This is a genomic window from Pseudomonas sp. NPDC090592 (assembly GCF_044769185.1).
Classification (GTDB): Bacteria; Pseudomonadota; Gammaproteobacteria; order Pseudomonadales; family Pseudomonadaceae; genus Aquipseudomonas.
Genome location: NZ_JBIVXJ010000005.1, coordinates 26087 through 47603 on the forward strand (window position 1 = coordinate 26087; position 21517 = coordinate 47603).

General features: G+C 61.6%; 15 protein-coding genes. 9 read left to right on the forward strand and 6 right to left on the reverse strand.

What is annotated here, in order from left to right; translation table 11 throughout:
* Positions 1 to 2: 2 nt before the first annotated feature.
* The 4 genes from ACIQUI_RS05695 to ACIQUI_RS05710 all read left to right on the forward strand — a co-directional run bounded on the left by ACIQUI_RS05695 (position 3) and on the right by ACIQUI_RS05710 (position 7828).
* Positions 3 to 3182, forward strand: coding sequence for an efflux RND transporter permease subunit (locus ACIQUI_RS05695; RefSeq protein WP_403195781.1), 3180 nt, complete (start codon positions 3 to 5; stop codon positions 3180 to 3182).
* Positions 3179 to 4594: an efflux transporter outer membrane subunit gene (locus tag ACIQUI_RS05700; protein ID WP_403195784.1), complete on the forward strand. Its 1416-nt coding sequence runs from the start codon at positions 3179 to 3181 to the stop codon at positions 4592 to 4594. Before ACIQUI_RS05695 ends, ACIQUI_RS05700 begins: the two co-directional genes overlap by 4 nt.
* 494 nt (positions 4595 to 5088) lie before the next feature.
* Positions 5089 to 6144 (forward strand): tetratricopeptide repeat protein, encoded by a 1056-nt coding sequence (locus tag ACIQUI_RS05705; RefSeq protein ID WP_403195787.1) that lies wholly within the window; start codon positions 5089 to 5091, stop codon positions 6142 to 6144.
* Positions 6145 to 6223: 79 nt separating this feature from the next.
* On the forward strand, positions 6224 to 7828 hold the full coding sequence (locus ACIQUI_RS05710) for a response regulator (RefSeq protein WP_403195790.1): 1605 nt from the start codon (positions 6224 to 6226) through the stop codon (positions 7826 to 7828).
* Between the two features lie 6 nt (positions 7829 to 7834).
* On the opposite strand, the gene ACIQUI_RS05715 is transcribed toward ACIQUI_RS05710, so the two are convergent.
* Positions 7835 to 9901, reverse strand: a complete 2067-nt coding sequence (locus ACIQUI_RS05715; RefSeq protein WP_403195792.1) for an ATP-binding protein — start codon at positions 9899 to 9901, stop codon at positions 7835 to 7837.
* Positions 9902 to 10082: 181 nt separating this feature from the next.
* Here ACIQUI_RS05715 and ACIQUI_RS05720 point away from each other — a divergent pair, with 181 nt between their 5' ends.
* Positions 10083 to 10769 (forward strand): type 1 glutamine amidotransferase domain-containing protein, encoded by a 687-nt coding sequence (locus ACIQUI_RS05720; protein ID WP_403195795.1) that lies wholly within the window; start codon positions 10083 to 10085, stop codon positions 10767 to 10769.
* A 133-nt stretch (positions 10770 to 10902) separates the two neighbouring features.
* Positions 10903 to 11709, forward strand: a complete 807-nt coding sequence (locus ACIQUI_RS05725) for a CSS-motif domain-containing protein (protein WP_403195797.1) — start codon at positions 10903 to 10905, stop codon at positions 11707 to 11709.
* Between the two features lie 22 nt (positions 11710 to 11731).
* On the opposite strand, the gene hppD is transcribed toward ACIQUI_RS05725, so the two are convergent.
* Positions 11732 to 12808, reverse strand: a complete 1077-nt coding sequence (gene hppD / locus ACIQUI_RS05730) for a 4-hydroxyphenylpyruvate dioxygenase (RefSeq protein ID WP_403195799.1) — start codon at positions 12806 to 12808, stop codon at positions 11732 to 11734.
* A 299-nt stretch (positions 12809 to 13107) separates the two neighbouring features.
* Here hppD and ACIQUI_RS05735 point away from each other — a divergent pair, with 299 nt between their 5' ends.
* A complete protein-coding gene (locus ACIQUI_RS05735; protein WP_403195801.1) occupies positions 13108 to 14694 on the forward strand; it encodes an EAL domain-containing protein in 1587 nt (528 codons plus the stop codon).
* A gap of 34 nt (positions 14695 to 14728) precedes the next feature.
* Entirely contained in the window at positions 14729 to 15616 is an 888-nt protein-coding gene (gene rarD / locus ACIQUI_RS05740; protein ID WP_403195804.1) for an EamA family transporter RarD, read from the forward strand.
* Here the strand turns inward: rarD and ACIQUI_RS05745 are convergent.
* The gene (locus ACIQUI_RS05745; protein ID WP_403195806.1) at positions 15579 to 17150 is read right to left on the reverse strand and encodes a TerC family protein; all 1572 of its coding nucleotides are present in this window, start codon (positions 17148 to 17150) and stop codon (positions 15579 to 15581) included. The two genes, rarD and ACIQUI_RS05745, sit on opposite strands and share 38 nt — an antisense overlap.
* A gap of 282 nt (positions 17151 to 17432) precedes the next feature.
* On the opposite strand from ACIQUI_RS05745, the gene ACIQUI_RS05750 reads away from it, so the two are divergent.
* Complete coding sequence (locus ACIQUI_RS05750; protein ID WP_403195808.1) at positions 17433 to 18014, forward strand: LysE family translocator; 582 nt, start codon at positions 17433 to 17435, stop codon at positions 18012 to 18014.
* Here ACIQUI_RS05750 and ACIQUI_RS05755 read toward each other — a convergent pair.
* The 3 genes from ACIQUI_RS05755 to ACIQUI_RS05765 all read right to left on the reverse strand — a co-directional run bounded on the left by ACIQUI_RS05755 (position 18007) and on the right by ACIQUI_RS05765 (position 21184).
* Positions 18007 to 18795 carry a helix-turn-helix domain-containing protein gene (locus tag ACIQUI_RS05755; RefSeq protein WP_403195810.1) on the reverse strand — a complete coding sequence of 263 codons (789 nt, stop codon included), beginning with the start codon at positions 18793 to 18795 and terminating at the stop codon, positions 18007 to 18009. The two genes, ACIQUI_RS05750 and ACIQUI_RS05755, sit on opposite strands and share 8 nt — an antisense overlap.
* 42 nt (positions 18796 to 18837) lie before the next feature.
* Positions 18838 to 19956, reverse strand: a complete 1119-nt coding sequence (locus tag ACIQUI_RS05760; protein ID WP_403195813.1) for a glycosyltransferase 61 family protein — start codon at positions 19954 to 19956, stop codon at positions 18838 to 18840.
* A gap of 73 nt (positions 19957 to 20029) precedes the next feature.
* Entirely contained in the window at positions 20030 to 21184 is a 1155-nt protein-coding gene (locus tag ACIQUI_RS05765) for a hypothetical protein (protein WP_403195815.1), read from the reverse strand.
* Between the last annotated feature and the right edge of the window lie 333 nt (positions 21185 to 21517).

Here is a 21517-nt window from a genome sequence, read left to right on the forward strand (position 1 = left end):
CGATGAACTTCTCGAAATTCTTCATTACCCGGCCGATCTTCGCCGCCGTACTGTCGCTGGTGCTGCTGATTGCGGGCTCGATCTCGCTGTTCCAGCTGCCGATCAGCGAATACCCCGAAGTGGTGCCGCCCACCGTGGTGGTGCGCGCCAACTTCCCCGGCGCCAACCCAAAGGTCATCGGCGAAACCGTCGCCGCGCCGCTGGAGCAGGCCATTACCGGTGTGGAGAACATGCTGTACATGTCCTCCCAGTCCACCGCTGACGGCAAGCTGACGCTGACCATCACCTTCGCCTTGGGCACCGACCTGGATAACGCTCAGGTGCAGGTGCAGAACCGCGTCACCCGTACCCAGCCCAAGCTGCCCGAGGAAGTGACGCGTATCGGTATCACCGTCGACAAGGCCTCGCCCGACCTGACCATGGTCGTGCACCTGACCTCGCCGGACAACCGCTACGACATGCTCTACCTGTCCAACTACGCCATCCTCAACATCAAGGACGAACTGGCGCGCCTGGGCGGCGTGGGCGATGTACAGCTGTTCGGCATGGGCGACTACTCGCTGCGCGTGTGGCTGGACCCGAACAAGACCGCTTCGCGCAACCTCACCGCCAGTGATGTAGTGGCCGCGATCCGCGAGCAGAACCGCCAGGTGGCTGCCGGCCAGCTGGGCGCCCCGCCCGCTCCCGGTTCCACCAGCTTCCAGTTGTCGATCAACACCCAGGGCCGTCTGGTCAACGAGGAAGAGTTCGAGAACATCATCATCCGTGCCGGTGCCGATGGCGAAATCACCCGCCTCAAGGACATCGCTCGGGTCGAGCTGGGCTCCAGCCAGTACGCCTTGCGCTCGCTGCTGAACAACCAGCCGGCAGTGGCCATCCCGATCTTCCAGCGCCCAGGCTCCAACGCCATCGAGATCTCCGATGAAGTGCGGGCGAAAATGGCCGAGCTGAAAAAGGACTTCCCAGAGGGGATGGACTACAGCATCGTCTATGACCCGACCATCTTCGTGCGCGGTTCCATCGAAGCGGTGGTACACACCCTGTTCGAGGCACTGGTACTGGTGGTGCTGGTGGTGATCCTGTTCCTGCAAACCTGGCGCGCCTCGATCATTCCGCTGCTGGCCGTGCCGGTCTCGTTGATCGGTACCTTTGCGGTGATGCACCTGTTCGGCTTCTCGCTCAACGCCTTGTCGTTATTCGGCCTGGTGCTGGCCATCGGTATCGTGGTGGACGACGCCATCGTCGTGGTGGAAAACGTCGAGCGTAATATCGGGCTGGGCCTGAAACCGCTGGAGGCCACGCAAAAAGCCATGAGCGAAGTGACCGGGCCGATCATCGCCACGGCACTGGTGCTCTGCGCGGTGTTCGTGCCAGCGGCCTTCATCTCTGGCCTTACCGGGCAGTTCTACAAGCAGTTCGCACTGACCATCGCCATTTCCACCGTGATCTCGGCATTCAACTCGCTGACCTTGTCGCCAGCGCTGGCTGCCGTGCTGCTGAAGGACCACCACGCACCAAAGGACCGCTTCTCGCGCATCCTGGAAAAACTGCTGGGCAGCTGGCTGTTCGCCCCGTTCAACCGCTTCTTCGACCGTGCCTCCAACCGCTATGTCGGCGGCGTGCGCCGGGTCATCCGTTCCAGCGGCATCGCGCTGTTCGTGTACGCTGGCCTGATGGGCCTGACTTACCTGGGCTTCTCGTCCACCCCGACCGGGTTCGTGCCGGCTCAGGACAAGCAATACCTGGTGGCCTTCGCCCAGCTGCCGGATGCCGCCAGCCTCGACCGCACCGAGGCGGTGATCAAGCGCATGAGCGAAATCGCCCTGAAGCAGCCAGGCGTTGCCGACTCGGTCGCCTTCCCGGGCCTGTCGATCAACGGATTCACCAACAGCCCTAACAGCGGCATCGTGTTCACCCCGCTCAAGCCGTTTGATGAGCGCAAGGACCCGAGCCAGTCGGCGGCGGCCATCGCGGCGTCACTGAACGCCCAGTTTGCCGATATCCAGGACGCCTACATCGCCATCTTCCCACCGCCGCCGGTACAGGGCCTGGGCACGATCGGTGGCTTCCGCCTGCAAATCGAAGACCGTGGCAACCTGGGTTACGAAGCGCTGTACAAGGAAACCCAGAACATCATCGCCAAAAGCCACAACGTGCCGGAGCTGGCAGGCCTGTTCACCAGCTACCAGGTCAACGTGCCACAGGTCGATGCCGCCATCGACCGGGAAAAGGCCAAGACCCACGGCGTGGCGATTACCGACATCTTCGACACCCTGCAGGTTTACCTGGGCTCGCTGTACACCAACGACTTCAACCGCTTTGGCCGCACCTACCAGGTCAACGTCCAGGCCGAGCAGCAGTTCCGCCTTGATGCCGAGCAGATCGGCCAGTTGAAGGTGCGCAACAACCTGGGCGAAATGATCCCGCTGGCGACTTTCCTCAAGGTCAGCGACACCTCCGGGCCGGACCGCGTCATGCACTACAACGGCTTCATCACGGCCGAAATCAACGGCGCCGCCGCCCCGGGCTACAGCTCTGGCCAGGCCGAAGCCGCGATCGAGAAACTGCTCAAAGAGGAACTGCCCAACGGCATGACCTTCGAGTGGACTGACCTGACCTACCAGCAGATCCTCTCGGGCAATACTGCACTGCTGGTGTTCCCGCTGTGCGTACTGTTGGCGTTCCTGGTGCTTGCCGCCCAGTACGAAAGCTGGAGCCTGCCGCTGGCAGTGATCCTGATCGTGCCGATGACCCTGCTGTCAGCCATCACCGGCGTGATCGTGTCGGGTGGTGACAACAACATCTTCACCCAGATCGGCTTGATCGTACTGGTGGGCCTGGCGTGCAAGAACGCGATCCTGATCGTCGAGTTCGCCAAGGATGAGCAGGCCAAGGGCCTCGACCCGCTGGCTGCGGTACTGGAAGCCTGCCGCCTGCGTCTGCGGCCAATCCTGATGACCTCGATCGCCTTCATCATGGGTGTGGTGCCACTGGTGTTCAGCTCCGGTGCCGGTTCGGAAATGCGCCATGCCATGGGTGTAGCGGTGTTCTCGGGGATGATCGGCGTGACCGTGTTCGGCCTGTTCCTGACTCCGGTGTTCTTCTTCCTGATCCGCCGTTTTGTCGAACGCCGCGAGGCCCGCAAGGCCGAACGCGTTCACGTGCTGGAGAACCACGCATGAACCTGCTCAAACCCCTGACCCCAAGCCTGCTGGCACTGGCCCTGGCGGCCTGTGCGGTAGGCCCGGACTACCAGGCCCCGGCCACCGAGCCTGCACAAATGAGCAGCGCCGTGCAGGCCAAGGCCTACGACCGTAGCCGTTTCGAGAGCCTGTGGTGGAAGCAGTTCGACGACCCGGTACTGAACCAGTTGGTGCAGGCTTCGCTCGACGGCAACCGCGACTTGCGCGTGGCCTTCGCCCGGCTGAAGTCAGCGCGTTCTATCCGTGAAGACGCCGAGAACGATCAGTTCCCGGTGGTTACCAGCCGCGCCAGCGGCGACATCGGCAAGGGCCAGATCCCTGGCCAGACCACGCAGCGGGTGAACAGCGAGCGCTACGACCTGGGCCTGGACATGGCCTGGGAGCTTGACCTGTTCGGCCGCATCCAGCGCCAGATCGAGGCGAGCGAGGCCCAGGAAGCGGTAGCCGCTGCCGATCTGCAGCAGTTGCAGGTCAGCCTGATCGCCGAACTGGTCGATGCTTACGGGCAGCTGCGCGGCGCGCAGTTGCGCGAAAAAATCGCCCTGGCCAACCTGAAGACCCAGCAGGAATCGCGAACCATCACCGAAACCCTGCGCGACGCTGGCGTGGGTAACGACCTGGACGTGGTGCGTGCCGATGCACGCCTGGCCGGGGTCGAAGCCACCGTGCCGCAACTGCAGGCTGAACAGGCACGGGCCCGGCACCGCATCGCCACCCTGCTCGGCCAGCGCCCTGACGCGCTCAGCGTAGACCTGTCGCCCAAGGCCCTGCCAGCCATCGCCAAGGCGTTGCCGGTGGGCGACCCGGGTGAGCTGCTACGTCGCCGCCCGGATATCCGCAGCGCCGAACGCCAACTGGCGGCAGCCACTGCCAACGTAGGCGTGGCTACGGCAGACCTGTTCCCCCGCGTCAGCCTCAGCGGCTTCCTTGGCTTTACCGCCGCGCGCGGCTCGCAGATCGGTTCCTCGGCCGCCAATGCCTGGGCACTGGGCCCAAGCATTACCTGGGCGGCCTTCGACCTGGGCAGCGTGCGCGCCCGCCTGCGTGGCGCCAAGGCCGATGCCGAAGGGGCGCTGGCCAACTACGAGCAGCAGGTTTTGCTGGCCCTGGAAGAGTCGGCCAACGCCTTCAGCGACTACGACAAGACCCAGCAGCGGCTGCTGTCGCTGATGCGCCAGAGCGACGCCAGCCGTAAGGCAGCGGAGCTGGCCTCGATTCGCTATCGCGAGGGTACGGTCGATTACCTGGTACTGCTCGATGCCGAGCGCGAGCGGCTGAGCGCCGAAGATGCGCAGGCCCAGGGTGAGGTGGAGCTGTACCGGGGCATCGTCTCGATCTACAAGGCCCTGGGCGGCGGCTGGCAACCGGAGACCGTGGCCAGCGCACGCTGATACACCTGTTTCAACGACTCCTTTGGTTGGCTCCTCCCCCAACCGTTTGCCCCGCAGGCCCTGGTCCGCGGGGCTTTTTTATGCCTTTGGAAGTGTGTTTTTTTGGGGGTCGCCACAAGTTTTTCATTGCCTGAGAGATCGAGCGCCGCCCGCGCGGCGCTTCGCGGGACAAGCCCGCTCCCACATCTGTTTCGGGCCAATTACTTCTGCTCCAGGTGGGTTGCAGCCTTGGTGCATGGCGGAAAATTGATAAAGAGCAGCAGTGCAACCGTCGATATTGGATGGTGCAAACAAGGCGGACAGAGGTGACTTCACAGGAGTGACTGGCCCGAAACAGATGTGGGAGCGGGCTTGTCCCGCGAAGCGCCGCGCGGGCGGCGCTCGATTTGTGCCCCACCGCAAAACCCGAGACAGGCACCATGCAACCCTCACTCGGTTGCATTTACCCCCCGGCTGGCCCAAGCTCTGCCCTTCCCGCCGCCACGGACCGTCCGATGCCCAGACGCAACCGCTACCTGATCGCCCTGCTGCTGTTGATCCTGGTATCGGCCCTGTGCGGCTATCTGTGGCGCGACGACCAGCCTGCGCCGCCGACCTTGCCTGCGCACAGCTATGCCAAGGCGCTGCGCCAGGCCCACGACGGTCAACCCGGTGCAGCGCGCGTGCTGTACCAGCAACTGCAACGTAGCGACCTGCCCCCTATCCGCCGCGCAGCCCTTTATGCCGAGCTACCCAATTACCCCTCGCCTCAGGCATTGAAACTCGCCCGCCAGGACCTAGAGCACGCAGACCCTCTGGTGCGCCGTGCAGCCATTGCGGGGATTCGCCGCCTGCTGCCGGCGGCGCAACGCAGCCTGGTGCTCGGCCCGCTGCTGGACGACGACGAGCAAAGCGTGCGCTTTGCTGCAGTAGATGCCCTGCTGGGCCTTGACCCCGACGACATTGGCCTGTACTTCGGCCCACTGCAGGCAGCGCTTGAGCAATACCAGCAAGCCCTTGAGCAACAACCTGATGACGCCGACGCCCAGGTGCATCTGGCGCGCCTGTACCTGCACGAAAACGACTACGCCCAGGCTGCCACAGCCCTGCAACGGGCGCTGGCCGTTGCCCCCGGCAACCTCGACGCCTTGGCCACCCAGGTGCGCCTGCTGGAACGTCAAGGCCACCACGATGCCTCGCGCCAGGTCCTGGGCAAAGCCTTGGCGTTAAGCCCTGACTCAGCCTTTTTGCAGTACGAACTGGGGCTCTGGCTGAAACGCCACGAGCAGCAGGAATATGCCTTGCTGGCCTTGTCCCGCGCCGTCGAGCTCGACCCGGATAACGCCGATTATCGCTATACGCTGGCAGTCACCCTGCACGAACTGGAGCAAGTCGATGCCGCGCAAAGGCAGTTGGAAACCGTGCTCAACCGTCAGCCGGCGAACCGCCGCGTGCGGGTGCTGCTGATCCAGTACTGGAAAGAAACCGGGCAATTGCAGAACGTGCAGGTACTGCTGGCCGAGCTGGAGCGCCAGAACCCGGACGACCCCATCCTGCAACAAGGCCTGTAGCGATCACCCGAAAATTGTTGAACCCTCAGCCAGTGGGTGAGGTCCAGTGGTTATCGGAACACCCTACAGGAGATTCGTTTTGGCCAATGCATTGGCACTGGACGAACGTGCCTTGATCCTGGCACCGCCACCAATGGCTGCGGACACCTCGCGCCTGCTTGCGTCCGTCGGCATCGATTGCCTGTGCGCCGCCGACTTGGGCAACCTGCAAACCTGCCTGAGCGAAGGCGCGGGCCTGGCGATCATTGCCGAGCAGGTGTTCGACCATGGCCCAAGCGCGCTGCTGCAAGCCTTTATCGACCAGCAACCGAACTGGTCGGATCTGCCTATCGTGCTGGTCACCCAGGGTCCACGGTCGTCCACGGGTACCGGCAACCATCCAGTGGGCAACCTGCTGATGCTGGTCGCACCCTTCGAAAACGCCCAACTGCTGCACCTGACCCAATCTGCCCTGCGCAACCGCCGCAGGCAGTACCTCGCTCGCGACCAACTGCAAGCATTGCAACAGCGCCTGGACGCCCAGGCTGAACAACAGGAGCAGCGCGAGTTTGATCACTACCAGGCGCGCAAGATGGACGCCATTGGCCAGTTGGCTGGCGGTATAGCCCACGATTTCAACAACCTGCTCACCAGCATTGGCGGCAGTTTCGAGCTGATCGAGCGGCGCCTGCAACAGGGACGCAACAATGGCCTGGACAAGGTCGTGGGCATGGGCCGCCAATCGGTGTCGCGCGCTGCCCGGCTTACCCACCGCCTGCTGGCGTTCTCCTCCCGGCAATCGCTGCACAGCCAGCGGGTCGATTTGCATGACCTGTTGGAAGCAGACCGGCTCAGGCCCGGCCTGAGTGTGGCAGTGAAACTGCATGTGCAGGTCAACAAGGATTTGTGGCCAGTGGAGGCCGATGACCAGCAACTCAAAGAGGCCCTCGACAACCTGCTGCTCAACGCCTGCGAAGCCATGCCCAGTGGCGGCCAGCTGCGTATCGAGGCCAGCAACCGGCATATTGCCACCGGCCAGTTCGCCGACGTTGCCTTGAGTGCCGGTGACTACCTGTGCCTGAGTGTCATCGACAACGGCCAGGGCATGGCGCAAAACACCCTGGAACACGCCTTCGAACCGTTCTTCAGCACCAAGCCGACTGGCCAGGGTATCGGCCTGGGCCTTTCGATGGTGTACGGTTTCAGCAAACAGTCTCGCGGCCATGTCACGTTGCAAAGCCAGATCGGCCAAGGCACCCGGGTGGATCTGTACCTGCCGCGCCATGTCGGGCAGCCCCGCCAGGCACATTCAGCGCAACCGGTCATTCGAGATAACCGGGGGCATCACGTGTTGGTGGTCGAGGATGACCCGCATGTTCGCCAATTGCTTTGCCAGGCGCTGAGCGAGGCGGGTTTCCCCTGTCGCAGTGCAGCCAACGCCAACGAGGGGCTGAAGGTGCTGCGCTCTGCACAACCGGTGGACTTGCTGGTAAGCGATATCGGCCTACCGGGCATGAACGGCCGGCAGCTGGCTGAAATTGCACGTAGCCTGCAACCGGACTTGCCGGTGCTGTTCATTACCGGATACGCGGAAACCGCCATGGCCCGCGAGGGGTTTCTGGCGGCGGGCATGCACTTGATCTGCAAACCGTTCGAACTGGAAACGCTCCGCGCGCAGGTAGTACAGATTCTCGGCGAGCCCTGATGCCAACTACGCTTCGAGCATGCGCAACGCCTGATTGGCCAGTTCGGCCAACGAAAACGGCTTGTTCATCAATGCCGTGCCTGGCTGTTCAAGCAGCTGCGCTTCGATGGACTGATCTGCATAGCCCGTGATGAACAGGATCTTCTGCGTCGCCATCTGCATTCGCATGGCCTTGGCCACTTGCCGACCACTGAAACCGCCCGGCAAACCGATATCGGTAATTACCAGGTCAAAGGGGCCATCATGGCGGAATCGCCCGAGCGCGGTATTGGCATCGCTCACATCGACGACATCGAAACCGCGTTCGCTCAGGTACTCACGCATTACGGCACGCAGATTAAGCTCGTCATCCACTAACAACAGGCGTTGCCCGCTGGCCATGTGCTGCGCTGGCTGAACAGGTTCGGGCTCATCCTCCACTGGCTCATGGCACCGGGGAAAAAGCATGGAGACCTTGGTACCCAGGTTTGGGGTTGATTCGACCCACACATACCCCCCCGATTGCCTGACAAAGCCATACACCATCGATAAACCCAGCCCGGAACCACGCCCGATGGGTTTGGTGGTGAAGAACGGCTCGAAAGCCCTGGCCATCACTTCGGTAGACATGCCATGGCCATCATCCTCGACATGCAAGGCCACGTAGTCGCCAGGCGGCAGGCCACTCTCATCCGGAAAACTGGCCATCAACCGCTCATTGACGCTGCGGACCGTGACATTGCCGCGTTCCAGGCAGGCTTCCCGAGCATTGGTGAACAGGTTGATCAAGGCATTTTCAAGCTGGTGAGCGTCAAGACTGACCGCCCACGGAGTGACATCCAGCTGCCAGTGCAAACGCATCTCAGCGCCTAGCGTCTTCAACAGCAGCGGCTCGTTTTGCCGCAGGTGTCGATTGAATTCCAGCGGACAGGGTGCCAGGGGTTGATTGCGAGAGAACGCCAGCAAGCGATGGGTCAGCTCCATGGCGCGCAGAACCGAGTCACGTGCGAGCTCTACATAGGCGTCAACCCGCTCCAGGCGCCCTTCCTGAAGCCGCCGCTGCAGCAGTTCGAGGCTGCCACCGATACCCGACAGCAGGTTGTTCATCTCATGGCCCACGCCACCGGCCAGCTGACCAACCACCTCCATGCGTTCGCTGTTACGCATCATCGCTTCAGACTTGCGCGCAGCCTCTTCACGGTCTTCCGTGATATCCCGACCCACTGCGGTCAGCAAGCTGCCATTGTAGCGGGCACTCCAGCGAAACCAGTGGTAATGGCCATCAGCGTGGCGCAAGCGGGTCTCGATCTGCTCGGTGTTGCTGTATTGCAAGAAGCCAGTGACAGCTACCTGCACTTCGGCCCGGTCTGCAGGATGCACCAGTTCCAGTACCGACACATTGCGCACCTGCGCTTCAGTCCAGCCCAGAATGCGGTACCAGACGGGATTGGCGGCATGCATCCTGAGTTCAGGGGTAACGGTCATCATCGCGTCACGCGACAACTGCCAGAACTGCTCGCGCTCGGCCACCTGCTGCTCTATCTGCCGTTCAAAGCTCTGCGCCTGCTCGCGCCAATGATGGTGCGCCTCAACACTGGCCGTGGTCTCGATCACCGTGTGCAGAAACCCCGCTACATTGCCAAGCTCATCGTGCAGAGGGGCATACCCGAACGCGCACCACAGCGGCTCCGAGCCATCGCCACGGGCGATACGCAGGGGCGGATCCTCGACAAAATTCGAGTGCCCTTCGAGTGCCTTGAACACCCAGGGCCCCACCGCTGGCCAGATATCACGCCATAGCCCATCGAACGCCTGGCCCAGCGCATCCGGCACCACGGCCCGCAGCGCCCGGTAGCCATCGTTGTGCACCACACTCAGATCCGGCCCCCACACCACCGCACAGGGGAACGGTGACAAATGCATCAAGTTGACGGCAATGCGTAATGGTGCCGACCAGCGCGGCAACGGCCCGAGCGACGTATGCCCCCAGTCGAACCGGGCAATCCGTTCGCCCATCAAGTCTGGCGGTGTCAACACGTGCAGCTGCAGTTCGGCCTTCGGCACAGGCTCGCGCGGCGTACCATTTGCGACCAATTTCGTGACTCCAGCAAGGCTCAAGGTTGACCAAGGTGGCAGGGTCGCTCCTTGGCTCTGTTCAACTTAGCACAGCACACACAGCACGCGATGGCGTACTTGCAGGTGCCAGCTATGCTGAGTAGGTTTTCCCCGGGCCAGGGAGCAATGGCCCACTCTGGTTGCCGACGGGAGCGTGGTCATGAGCAAGAAAATGCTGGTGGTGCTGACCAATACAGCCAAGTATCCAACCCTGAAACGGGCCACGGGGCTGTGGCTGGGAGAAGCGGTCCATTTTGTCGATAAAGTCGAAAAGGCTGGCTACACGGTCGACTATGCCAGCCCGGAAGGCGGCTATGTCCCCATCGACCCACACAGCCTGCAGATGGCGCCCGACCTTGACTGGCAATGGTATGACGACAAACGCTTCATGAACCGCCTGGGCACTACCTTGAGCCCCGACCAGGTGAAGGACGACGATTACAGCGTCATCTACTACACCGGTGGGCATGGGGTGATGTACGACTTTGCCGATAACCAGAGACTGCAGGAACTGGCACGCAAGGTCTACGAAAAAGGCGGCATTGTCGCGGCGGTGTGCCATGGCGTGGTTGGCCTGCTGAACATCAAGCTCAGCGACAATAGCCTGCTGTTGAAAGGTCGCAAGGTGACCGGCTTTTCCAATACTGAGGAAAAACTGGTTGAGCTGGCCAACGTGGTGCCTTTCCTGACGGAAAATGAGCTTGTTGGCCGGGGTGGCGAGTACACCAAGCACGATGACCCGTGGGCAGCTTACGTTGTCGAGGATGACCGGCTGATCACCGGGCAAAACCCCGCCTCCACTGCACAGCTTGCAGAAAAAGTACTGGAAAAACTCAATAACGGATAAGGGCTTACATCCACTTTTTGGTTTTCCTCTCACGCAGGCTGCACGTGGACTACAGCCGGCCGGCCATTGAATGCATAGGCTCAGGGCTCGGTTGTTCACCACGAACAGCCCCTGCCCGGAGAGCGATTGCCCTATGTTGAAGATCATGCACGCCAGGCACCGCCTGAGGGAGCTGCTACTGCTCGCCACAGTGGGGTTGGTGCCTGTAATTTCCGGTTTGCTGGTGATGATTGTTCAGCTGGAAATGAAGCTTGCGGAAAACGCCACCATCTCCGTTCAGGAAGCGGTGTTCAGCATCGACCAGGCACTGAACCGCATGCATGAAGCCGCCCAACGTGCCATGCCGCTTGCAGGCAAGCCCTGCGACAGCGTCAAAAACCAGTTACAGGAGCAGGTGGTCAGCCGCTCCATGATCCGATCGGTGACTTTGGTAGAAGGCAATGAAGCCTACTGCAGCAGTACTTCAGACTCTCTGGAATACTTATCGTTTTTTGTCGGGTCTGGCCAGCAGGTCGAACTGTCCTATGGGGAACCCGACAAGCGCCGCAAGCTGCTGGTCAACTATTACTTGCAGGGTAATCATGGCGGAGTGATCGTAACCGCCTATGCCATTCAGCTACGCAGCGAACTGGACGCCTTTCAGGATGGGCTGACACTTTTGCTGGAGTTCAACGACCGCTACATCTGGAGCAATGGCGACAGCCGTGACGCACAGCGCCCCTCACAGTCCGAGTTTTCTGCAAGCGCGCTGTCAACCAGGTATGGATACAGGGTAAAAGGCGGTTACGCCGAAGGTTTCACCGCCCAGGAAATACACCAGTCAATGGTGCAAATCTTTCCCTCACTAATGCTGGTTGGGATCGGGACCGGCTCGATCGTGTATCTGGGCTTAAACCGATCGCGCCCCCACAGGCGCGAGGCGGCCGCCAAACATGCATGATGGCGGCGCCCTTCGAACCGGATCAGTCGGCGCTCAGCACCCCACGGCGCACCTGGTCACGTTCGATCGATTCAAACAGCGCCTTGAAGTTGCCTTCACCAAAGCCATCGTCACCCTTGCGCTGGATGAACTCGAAGAACACCGGGCCGAGCAGGGTCTCCGAGAAAATCTGCAGCAGCAGGCGCTTGTCCTCAGGCTGCGAGGCACCATCCAGCAGGATGCCGCGTGCTTGCAGTTGATCGACCGGTTCGCCGTGACCCGGCAGACGCTCTTCGAGCATTTCGTAGTAGGTTTGCGGCGGCGCAGTCATGAAGCGCATGCCGAAGCCCTTCAGGGCGTCCCAGGTCTTGAGCAGGTCGTCGGTGAGGAAGGCCACGTGCTGGATACCTTCGCCGTTGAACTGCATCAGAAACTCTTCGATCTGTCCGGCGCCCTTGGACGACTCTTCGTTGAGCGGGATACGGATCATGCCATCCGGTGCGGTCATGGCCTTGGACGTCAGGCCGGTGTATTCGCCCTTGATGTCGAAGTAGCGGATTTCACGGAAGTTGAACAGTTTTTCGTAGAAGCCGGCCCAGTAGGCCATGCGCCCGCGGTACACGTTGTGGGTGAGGTGGTCGATGATCTTCAGGCCGGCACCCACCGGGTTGCGGTCCACGCCTTCGATGAAATTGAAGTCGATATCGTAGATCGAGCTGCCTTCTTCAAAACGGTCGATCAGGTACAGCGGCGCACCACCGATGCCTTTGATTGCCGGCAGGCGCAGTTCCATCGGGCCGGTTTCGATTTCCACCGGCTGGGCGCCCAGTTCCAGGGCACGGGCATAGGCCTCATGGGCATTGCGCACGCGGAACGCCATGCCACATACCGACGGGCCGTGTTCGGCAGCAAAGTAAGAAGCGATGCTCTTGGGTTCGTTGTTCAGGATCAGGTTGATGCCACCCTGGCGATACAGGTGCACGTCCTTGGAGCGGTGGGTAGCTACCTTGGTGAACCCCAGTATCTGGAATACCGGCTCGAGTGCGCCTGGTGTGGGCGAAGCCAGCTCAATGAATTCGAAGCCCATCAGGCCCATTGGATTGTCGAAGATATCAGCCATGTTCGTGTCCTCATCTGCAGCGAAATATTATTGATTGCGTGGGATGTGGAACAGAAACGGCGGTGAGCACGGGATGCCCCGCACGCTGCGGGCGAGGAAGTCACCTATGATCAGCTTGAACCCATGGTATGTCATATGGACCCATTCTCGGCGGGCTTGATCCTTCGGTATTGAAGGACCTTATTGTTGTATTCGTAAATGGATTCTACATTGCGTAAAATCGTTTGTCGCGTTTTAGTTGGCCGCGCATTCCGACAAGCGGCTATCCTCTCATTACCCTCCACACACATCAGGTCAGCATGCCCCTTTCCATGAAACGCCGCGCCACGCTGGGCTGGCGCAACCTGCTGCCCTGGGCCGTCGGCGTACTGCCGGTGGTGTGCGGCCTGGCCGTGATGAGCTGGCAAGTCGAGCGCGAGATGCAGGCCAGCAGCCAGGCCACCACCCGTCAGGCGGTGGATCACATCGAACGTATCCTCGACAACCTGTCCAATGCCGCCACCGCACTACTGCCGCTGGCTGGCAGCCCTTGCGAGCAGGCCCAGCTTACGCTGCGTGCCCAGGTTACCCGCAATGCCTTCGTACGCTCCACCAACCTGTTCATGCACGACACGCTGTATTGCACATCGCTGTTCGGCGAATTCGACGAACCGGTCAACGCCAGTGACTATACCGACGGTAAACTGTGGCTGATGGACGGTAACTCGGTCACCCCAGGGCACCCGTTGTTGGTGTACCGCGCCAGCGACGGCAACCGTGGGGTAATCACGACGGTCGATGGCGACCACCTGCTCACGGCACTGCGCCTGATCGGCCCGGATGAAGACTTGCAGATACGTGTTGGCGACGCCTGGATGGGCAAGGACGGTGTCGTTCACAAGGGTGCGCCACCTGCCGCCGCCAGCGCCAATGTGTTGCTGGGCTCGACGCGTTACCCGTTCAGCGTGCAGGGCGGCTACGGCGCTGACAAACAAGGCCAGCTGCTGCGCAGCCATTACCCTGCCCTGCTCAGCCTGCTGCTGGTGTTGGGTGCCATGGCCGCGCTGGTGTGCCGTTGGCAGCTTCGCCGCGCCAACTCGCCCCGCGCCGAGCTGCGCAGGGCCCTGGAGGCCGACGAGTTCCTGCCGTACTTCCAGCCGGTGGTACGCCAGGGCGATTACCGCTGGGCCGGTGCCGAAGTGCTGATGCGCTGGAACCACCCACGCGAAGGCCTGGTCCGCCCCGACCTGTTCATTCCCTATGCCGAACACAGCGGGCAGATCGTCGCCATGACCCGGGCGCTGATGATGCACACCGCGCAGAGCCTGGCGCCGTATGCCGGGCTTATGGAAGACGGCTTCCATATCGGCATCAACATCACTGCCGACCACTGTCGCGACCTGCGCCTGCTGGACGACTGCCGTACCTTCCTGCAGCATTTCCCGCCCGGCCGGGTGGTACTCACCCTTGAGCTGACCGAGCGCAAGCTGATCGAGCCCACGCCTGTCACCCTGGAACTGTTCGAAAAGCTGCATGCCATGGGCGTGATGATCGCCCTGGACGACTTCGGCACCGGCCAGTCGAGCCTCAACTACCTGCGCCAGTTCAATGTCGACTACCTGAAGATCGACCAGAGCTTCGTCGCCATGATCGGCGCCGATGCGCTGTCGGTACACATCCTGGAAAGCATCATCGAGCTGTCCGGCAAGCTGGGCCTGGGCATCGTTGCCGAGGGCGTGGAAACCGACACTCAGCGTGACTACCTGGCCCTGCGTGGCGTGCACTTCCAGCAAGGCTACCTGTTCGCCAGGCCCATGCCGGCAGCCCGGTTCATCGAGGCACTGGCCACGCGCCCGGGCGCGGCGCAGTTGCCGCAAGGCGCAGCCCCTGAGATCATGCGCGGCTGATCCCCCGCACAACTCCCCCTTATTCGAGGCACTCGTGTCAAAAGGCATTGTTTCATCGGTCATGGCATCCTGCTTGTTCGCTGTGATGTACTTCTATACCTCGCTGCTCACACCTCTCGATGGCGAAGAAATCTTTGGCTGGCGCACCCTGCTGACGCTGCCCTGCCTCACCTTGTTCATGCTGGTGTCGAAGGACTGGAAACGGGTAGGCGAACTGTTGGCCCGGATAAAACGCACGCCAGTGCTGTTGCTGGGCATGGTCGGTACGTCGTGGTTGATGGGCGTGCAGTTGTGGCTGTTCCTTTGGGCGCCGCTGCACGGGCGCAGCCTGGAAGTATCGATGGGCTACTTCCTGCTGCCGCTGGCCATGGTCCTGACCGGGCGGCTGGTGTATGGCGAGCGCCTGTCGCGCCTGCAAAAGGTCGCCGTGGCCTGTGCCGCGCTGGGCGTTGGCCACGAGCTGTATCAAAACGGTAGCTTTGCCTGGGAGACCCTGCTGGTGACGATCGGTTACCCGATCTATTTCGTGCTGCGCCGGCGCTGCCGCACCGACCACCTGGGGGGGCTGTGGTGCGACATGTGCCTGCTACTTCCTTGGGCGCTGTACTTCGTCACCCAGGGCCCGCTGTCCAGCGCCGACCTGCAAGCACATCCCGGCCTTTACGCACTGATCCCGATCCTTGGCGCGATCAGCGCCTCGGCCCTGATCGCCTACGTGCTTGCCAGCCGCCTGCTGCCGTTCAGCCTGTTTGGCCTGCTCAGCTACGTCGAGCCCGTGCTACTGGTGGGCGTAGCGCTGCTGCTGGGCGAAACCATCGGCCCGGATCAGTGGCTTACCTACCTGCCGATCTGGGCCGCGGTGCTGGTACTGGTGCTAGAGGGTTTCAAGCACCTGCTGCGTCAGCGTCGCCGTTCGGTGTAAGCCTTACCTGGCGCACTCGCCGCTCTTCAACCGCCTCCACGGTGAGCGTCCAGCCATTCCAGGCCAGGCGGTCACCCACCATCGGCAGGCGGTCGAGCAGGCTCATCACCAAACCTGCGAGGGTCTGGTAATCCTCGGTGGCGCGGGCACTGAAGCCGGTACGCGCCTGGACCTGGCTCAGGTTCAGGGCACCGCTGACCACAAAGCCTTCGCCCTCCTGGACAATACCGGGGCCTTCAACCTCACTGGCATCGGGCAATTCACCGGCAATCGACTCAAGGATGTCGGTCATCGTCAGCAGGCCGGTGAAGTCACCGAACTCGTTGACCACGAACGCGATGTGGGTGGACTGACCACGCATCTGCTCCAGGGCGTTGAGGATGCTGAAGCTCTCCAGCAGGTTCAAAGGCGCCCGGGCCATGCCTTCCAGGTCGGGCTGGCTGCCCGACAGCAGCTCCTTGAGCAACTCCTTCTTGTGCACGAAGCCCAATGGCTCATCGACACGGCCAGCGCGGATCAACGGCAGGCGCGAGTACGGCGAGTTGGCCAGCGCCTGGGTAATGGCCTCGGCCGGCTGCGCCAGGTCGATCATGTCCACCTCGGCGCGTGCGGTCATCACCGTGCGGATAGGCCGCTCGGCCAGGTTCAGCACGCCACTGATCATCACCCGCTCACGGCGGTCGAACAGCACCTGTTCCTCACCACCTTCGACCATGTCGGCGATTTCCTCACCCACCTCGTCAGCCTCGACGCGGCGACCACCCAGCAGGCGCAGCACGGCATGGGCGGTGCGCTCACGCAACGGCCGGTGCTGCTGCAAGCTGCGTTTGCGGCGGGCACGGGCCAACTGGTTGAACAGCTCGATCAGGATCGAGAAGCCGATAGCCGCGTACAGGTAACCTTTAGGGATATGGAAGCCCAGGCCTTCGGCGGTCAGGCTGAAACCGATCATCATCAGGAAGCCCAGGCACAGCATGATCACCGTGGGATGGGCGTTGACGAAGCGGGTCAGCGGTTTGCTGGCAACGATCATGATACCGATCGAGAAGATCACGGCGATCATCATCACCGACAGGTGCTCGACCATGCCTACTGCGGTAATGACCGCGTCCAGCGAAAACACCGCGTCGAGCACCACGATCTGCGCAACGATCGGCCAGAACGCGGCATGGCGCACCGCGCCGCTGGCCTGGGTCACGTGGCCCTCAAGGCGCTCATGCAGCTCCATGGTGGCCTTGAACAACAGGAACACACCACCGAACAACATGATCAGGTCACGGCCGGAGAAGCTCTTGTCGAACACCTCGAACAGTGGCGCGGTCAGGGTGACCATCCACGAGATACTGGCCAACAGGCCCAGGCGCATGATCAATGCCAGGCTCAGGCCAATCACCCGCGCACGGTCGCGCTGATGCGGCGGCAACTTGTCGGCAAGGATGGCGATGAACACCAGGTTGTCGATACCCAGCACCAGCTCGAGGACGATAAGCGTCAACAGGCCTAGCCAGGCCGTGGGATCGGCTAGCCATTCCATTAGCGGGTACTCACGAGGAAAGCGTCACAAGGACGGGGGAAGGATGGCCGGAAGGGCCGAAAACTGGGGGGCTCCGCGAAGGCGCTCATATAGACCTTGTCAACAAATTGGGAAGATGATGCTACAAGCACAGCAGGTTTCCCTGATAGCGCAAAACTATTACAAAACCTGTAACGAGCGGGCTCCCACCACGGCATGGCTTTCAACTTGGGTACTTTTCTTCAATACCCTGGCCAACCAATACAAGAAGATCAGGCCATCTTCAGCCCGATGGAACCTCTCATGAGCCTGTCCCTGTCCATGGCCGCCTTCGCATTGGCGGCCTCGATCTCTCCCGGTCCGGTCAACATCGTTGCCCTGAGCAACGGTGCCACCCATGGTCTGCGCGCCAGCCTGGCCCACGTGGCCGGCGCCACGCTGGGCTTCTGCCTGTTACTGGTACTGGTCGGCCTGGGCCTGCATCAACTGCTGCTGCGCTGGCCGTTACTTGGCCTGCTGCTGCACTGGGGTGGCGTGGCATTTCTGCTGTACATGGCGTGGAAGCTGGCCAGTGACGACGGCCATCTGGGCAGTGCACAGGCTGATCACGCCCCTACAGCCTGGCACGGCGCCGCCATGCAATGGCTCAACCCGAAGGCCTGGCTGGCAGCCGTGGCCGGGGTTGGCGCCTACACCGGCGGTGAGCAGCACCTGCTGTGGTTGTTCACCTGGATATACGGACCGATATGTTTCCTATCGGTTGCCAGCTGGGCATGGGCCGGAAGCGTGATTCGCCGGTATCTGGGCGAGCCCCGGCACATGCGCCTGCTCAATCGGGGGCTGGCGCTACTGCTGGTGGGCAGTGCGGTTTACCTGCTTATCTGACCCCATCGGCATTGCGGTAATGCCCGGGCGTCGCCGCCAGGTGCTGTTTGAAGGCCCGCTGCAGGTGCGCCTGGTCGGCAAACCCGGCCTCCTGCGCCACCTCGGCAATCGGCCGCCCTTGGCGCAACTGCGCCCTGGCCAGTTGCACACGCTGGTCGAGCAGGTAGCCATGCGGCGTCAGGCCAAAGCGTTGGCGGAACGCGCGAATCAGATAGGAACGTGACAGGCCGCAAGCCGCGCAGATGTCTTCAAGGCTCAGCGGGTCGCTGCGATGGGCGCGCATGAACGCTGCTGCAGCCTCCAACCGCGGGTTGCCTTGGTCATTCACACAAGCGTCGGCGCCGAGCAAGCCCGGCAATGAACAGAACAGGGCTGCCAAGCGGCCTTCCCGATCTGCCACGCTCGCATCGAACAAGTCAGCAAAGGTTCGCAGTAACCGTTGGTACAACGCTGGCGAGGCGCTCCAGGTTTGCGTCGGCAGGTGAAAACCTTGCGCCTGTAACCAAGGCAGGTCGACGAACAGCATCAGGTACGACCAAGGCTCACCGTCAATGGGGTTGCAGGCATGCACCATCCCCGGGTTCATCAGCACCGTGGTACCGGCACTGACTTCGATGCGCAGGTCACCGGTCAGGTAGGTGCTGCGCCCACCCGTGATCACACCGATCGAAAAGCTCTCGTGGGAATGTGCGGCATAACACACCTGTCGCCCGTCCCCTACCCGCCGTGCCTCGACAAAGGGCAATGCCGGGTCACGCCAGAACCGTGAAACCTCGATCATCCCCTCGTCCACTCAGTGCTGACATGCCCCGATACTACACACTTATCGCGCAAGCAGATCGAGCGTGCGCTCCACTTCATCGATATCGATCCGGAAACCATCGCCCTCCGGTATCCCGACCACAAAGCCGAAATGCTGGTGGTCGCGATCCGTCAGGTATTTGTAGTAGCTGACAAACCGGTTAGGCGGCTGCAAGGTCAGCAGGTTTGCGCCAGGCTGCAGCACATTCACCCCATGCACCAGTTGGCTGCCTTCCACGCCAATCACCACGCTCGCCCCGGCGCAGGCTGCAACAATACTCGGCACATCCGACTTGAGCGGGTTGACCACGCGAAAGCCACGGGTAACCCGCAGATGTTCGGCAAGCTCACGCTCGTTACGCAGCAAGCGTAAGTCGCCGTCACCGCCACGCAGCAGGAACACCCCAGGGTGCGGGGCATGCGGTACATGCGACAGCAGCTTGTCGCCCATGGCCCGATAGCGGGCGTGCCGGCTGCGGTTGTTGCTTTGGTCGTCGAACAACACCAGTTCCCGGAAAAACGCACTGCGCAGGCGCAGCGGCTTCATGTCCAGCCAGTCTTCATAGGCGGGGGCCTGGGTAAACAATGGGTACCTGGCCGACGGCGCAGTGGTCACCGGTATGCCTTCGTTACAGGCCAGCGCATAGGTGGGGCAATCTTCCATCAGCCAGGTGCCGAACCAGGAATTGCCGTTTTGCGTGCAATAAATGGCCGCACGATCAATTTCGTTGTCCACGATGATGCCAGGAAAGGTACTGGGCTTGAGCGACAGCCAATGGCTGGCCTTGCCTTTGTACAGCGCACCATCGACCAGCCATACATTCTTGATCAGGTAACCACGGGTGGGCCCTTGCAACGTGCTGATGCCGCCCTCCATGGTACGGGCGGGGTGCACGTAGGGGTAGAAACGCTTGCCCTCCCAGCCCGTCACCCGTTCCAGTTGGCCGGGCAGGTAGATAGCGGGTGGCGACACTGTGGTTTCGCCTGGGGCAATGTCCCAGCTCTTGCTGGCAACGCTCTTGAGGTCGATGGCCGTGTTCTTGCCCAAGCGCTTGCGTGCCATGTAGCGGTAAGCGGCCAGCGTCCAGGTGTGCTGCTTGGCGGCGGGCGATGCACTGAACTGCGAGATGTCGCTTCCCATGAAGCGTCCTCCCTTGGTAACAAAGTCGATAACCGGGCGCCAGGCGCCCTTTCAATGCATCCCTGGCAAACTCTCAGCTGGACATCACCCGCTCCATGGCGGGGGGTGATTGCAGGTTGGCATACCTGCTGCGCAACGCCTCCACGAACGGTTCGCCCGCCCCGTTGCCACCATAGAGGTAAATCTTGTGCAGGCCGCCAAACACCATTTCGTGGTAGCGGCTGGCAAACTCCTCTTCACTCGGCCCCTCGGGCAAACCCAGGTGCAGCGTGAGCTTGTCGCCTTCAACCGCGAACATGGGCGTGTCCCACAAGAACTTCGCGGTACCAGCCTTGGGCAAACGCACAAACAAGTAGGCATGATTACCCAGCGAGTCGATGTCACCGCCGCGCCGACGCTTCCATTTCAGCAGCCCGTCATCCGGGCGCGCCAGGCACAAGCCAATGTCGTAATAATCGAAGCCATGTTCCAACGCCCACTCAAGGGCCATGAACGTCGTGATGGAGTTCACCTCGCGCAACTTTTTGGCATCGGAAAACACCGCTTCGCAGTAGCCAAAACGCAAGGTACTCCAGTAACGCTTGCCGCCGCGTACCACTTCACAGCCCAAGTGGCAGCCGATCACCTCATCGCCCACGGTAATCAGGTCGAGCCGGCCAACGCTCTTGGCAATACGGAACACTTCATCGGTGGGAAACTGCGCAGCATGAATACCCTGCCGGGCCGTGGCATAGGGGCGCAGCAGCTCACGATCAGCCATGGCGATTTCGTCGTCCGAGAGGGCCTGGCGCATCTGGTAAAGCGGGCGGTTCTTGCGAATGCTGCGCCTCAGTTCACTATCGTAGCGGGCCGTGATGTCTTCCAATGGGCGCCCCAGCGGTACCACGGCGCTCAGGTAATGCGGCACTGACAGCGCCCCCGACGTCGGCATTTCGCTGATGACCACCACGTGGTTGGCCGCCGTCGTGGCACTTGCGCCGTCCACGATCGCAGCACTGCCCTGCCCCTTGCCGCCGATCAGCAGCTTGGCCATTTCCCGTTGCTGCTTGCGGCCAATGTAGAGGATCTCGTAAGGGCTCTCCTGCTGCAGCCTGAACCGGGCAACTTCCCAACGCCAGAAACAGGCGCGCGCCAGTACTTCACGCACCTTGCTGGCCAGCAGCCTCATTTCGTAGCGCAGGGAGGGCGACAGGAATTTGCGCGCTGTAGCCGTCAGGGTCTCTTTCATTTCTTCTTCGACGTCCTTTTGAAGTGCTCTATGGTCAATCGGAAAAGAGAAAAATTCAGCAAAACCACCTAACGCATTGATTTTTATAGTGTGACCTGTAACTTTCTTATTACATCCAGTAACAATTTAAGATGCCTGCGAAGGCTTTGGCAAGCGGCTTCCAGCTAACTTTAGATCAAGTTTCATGGCGTCAAATTTCCTGCATGAAATGCATATTCAACAAGCACGTTGCTATAACCGTGCTCAACCAGCACTTCCCTGAATACCCGTTCGCTATCACTCAACTCCTTTTAATGCCTTCATTGCATAAATGCCATTTGCGCAAGTGCCTGC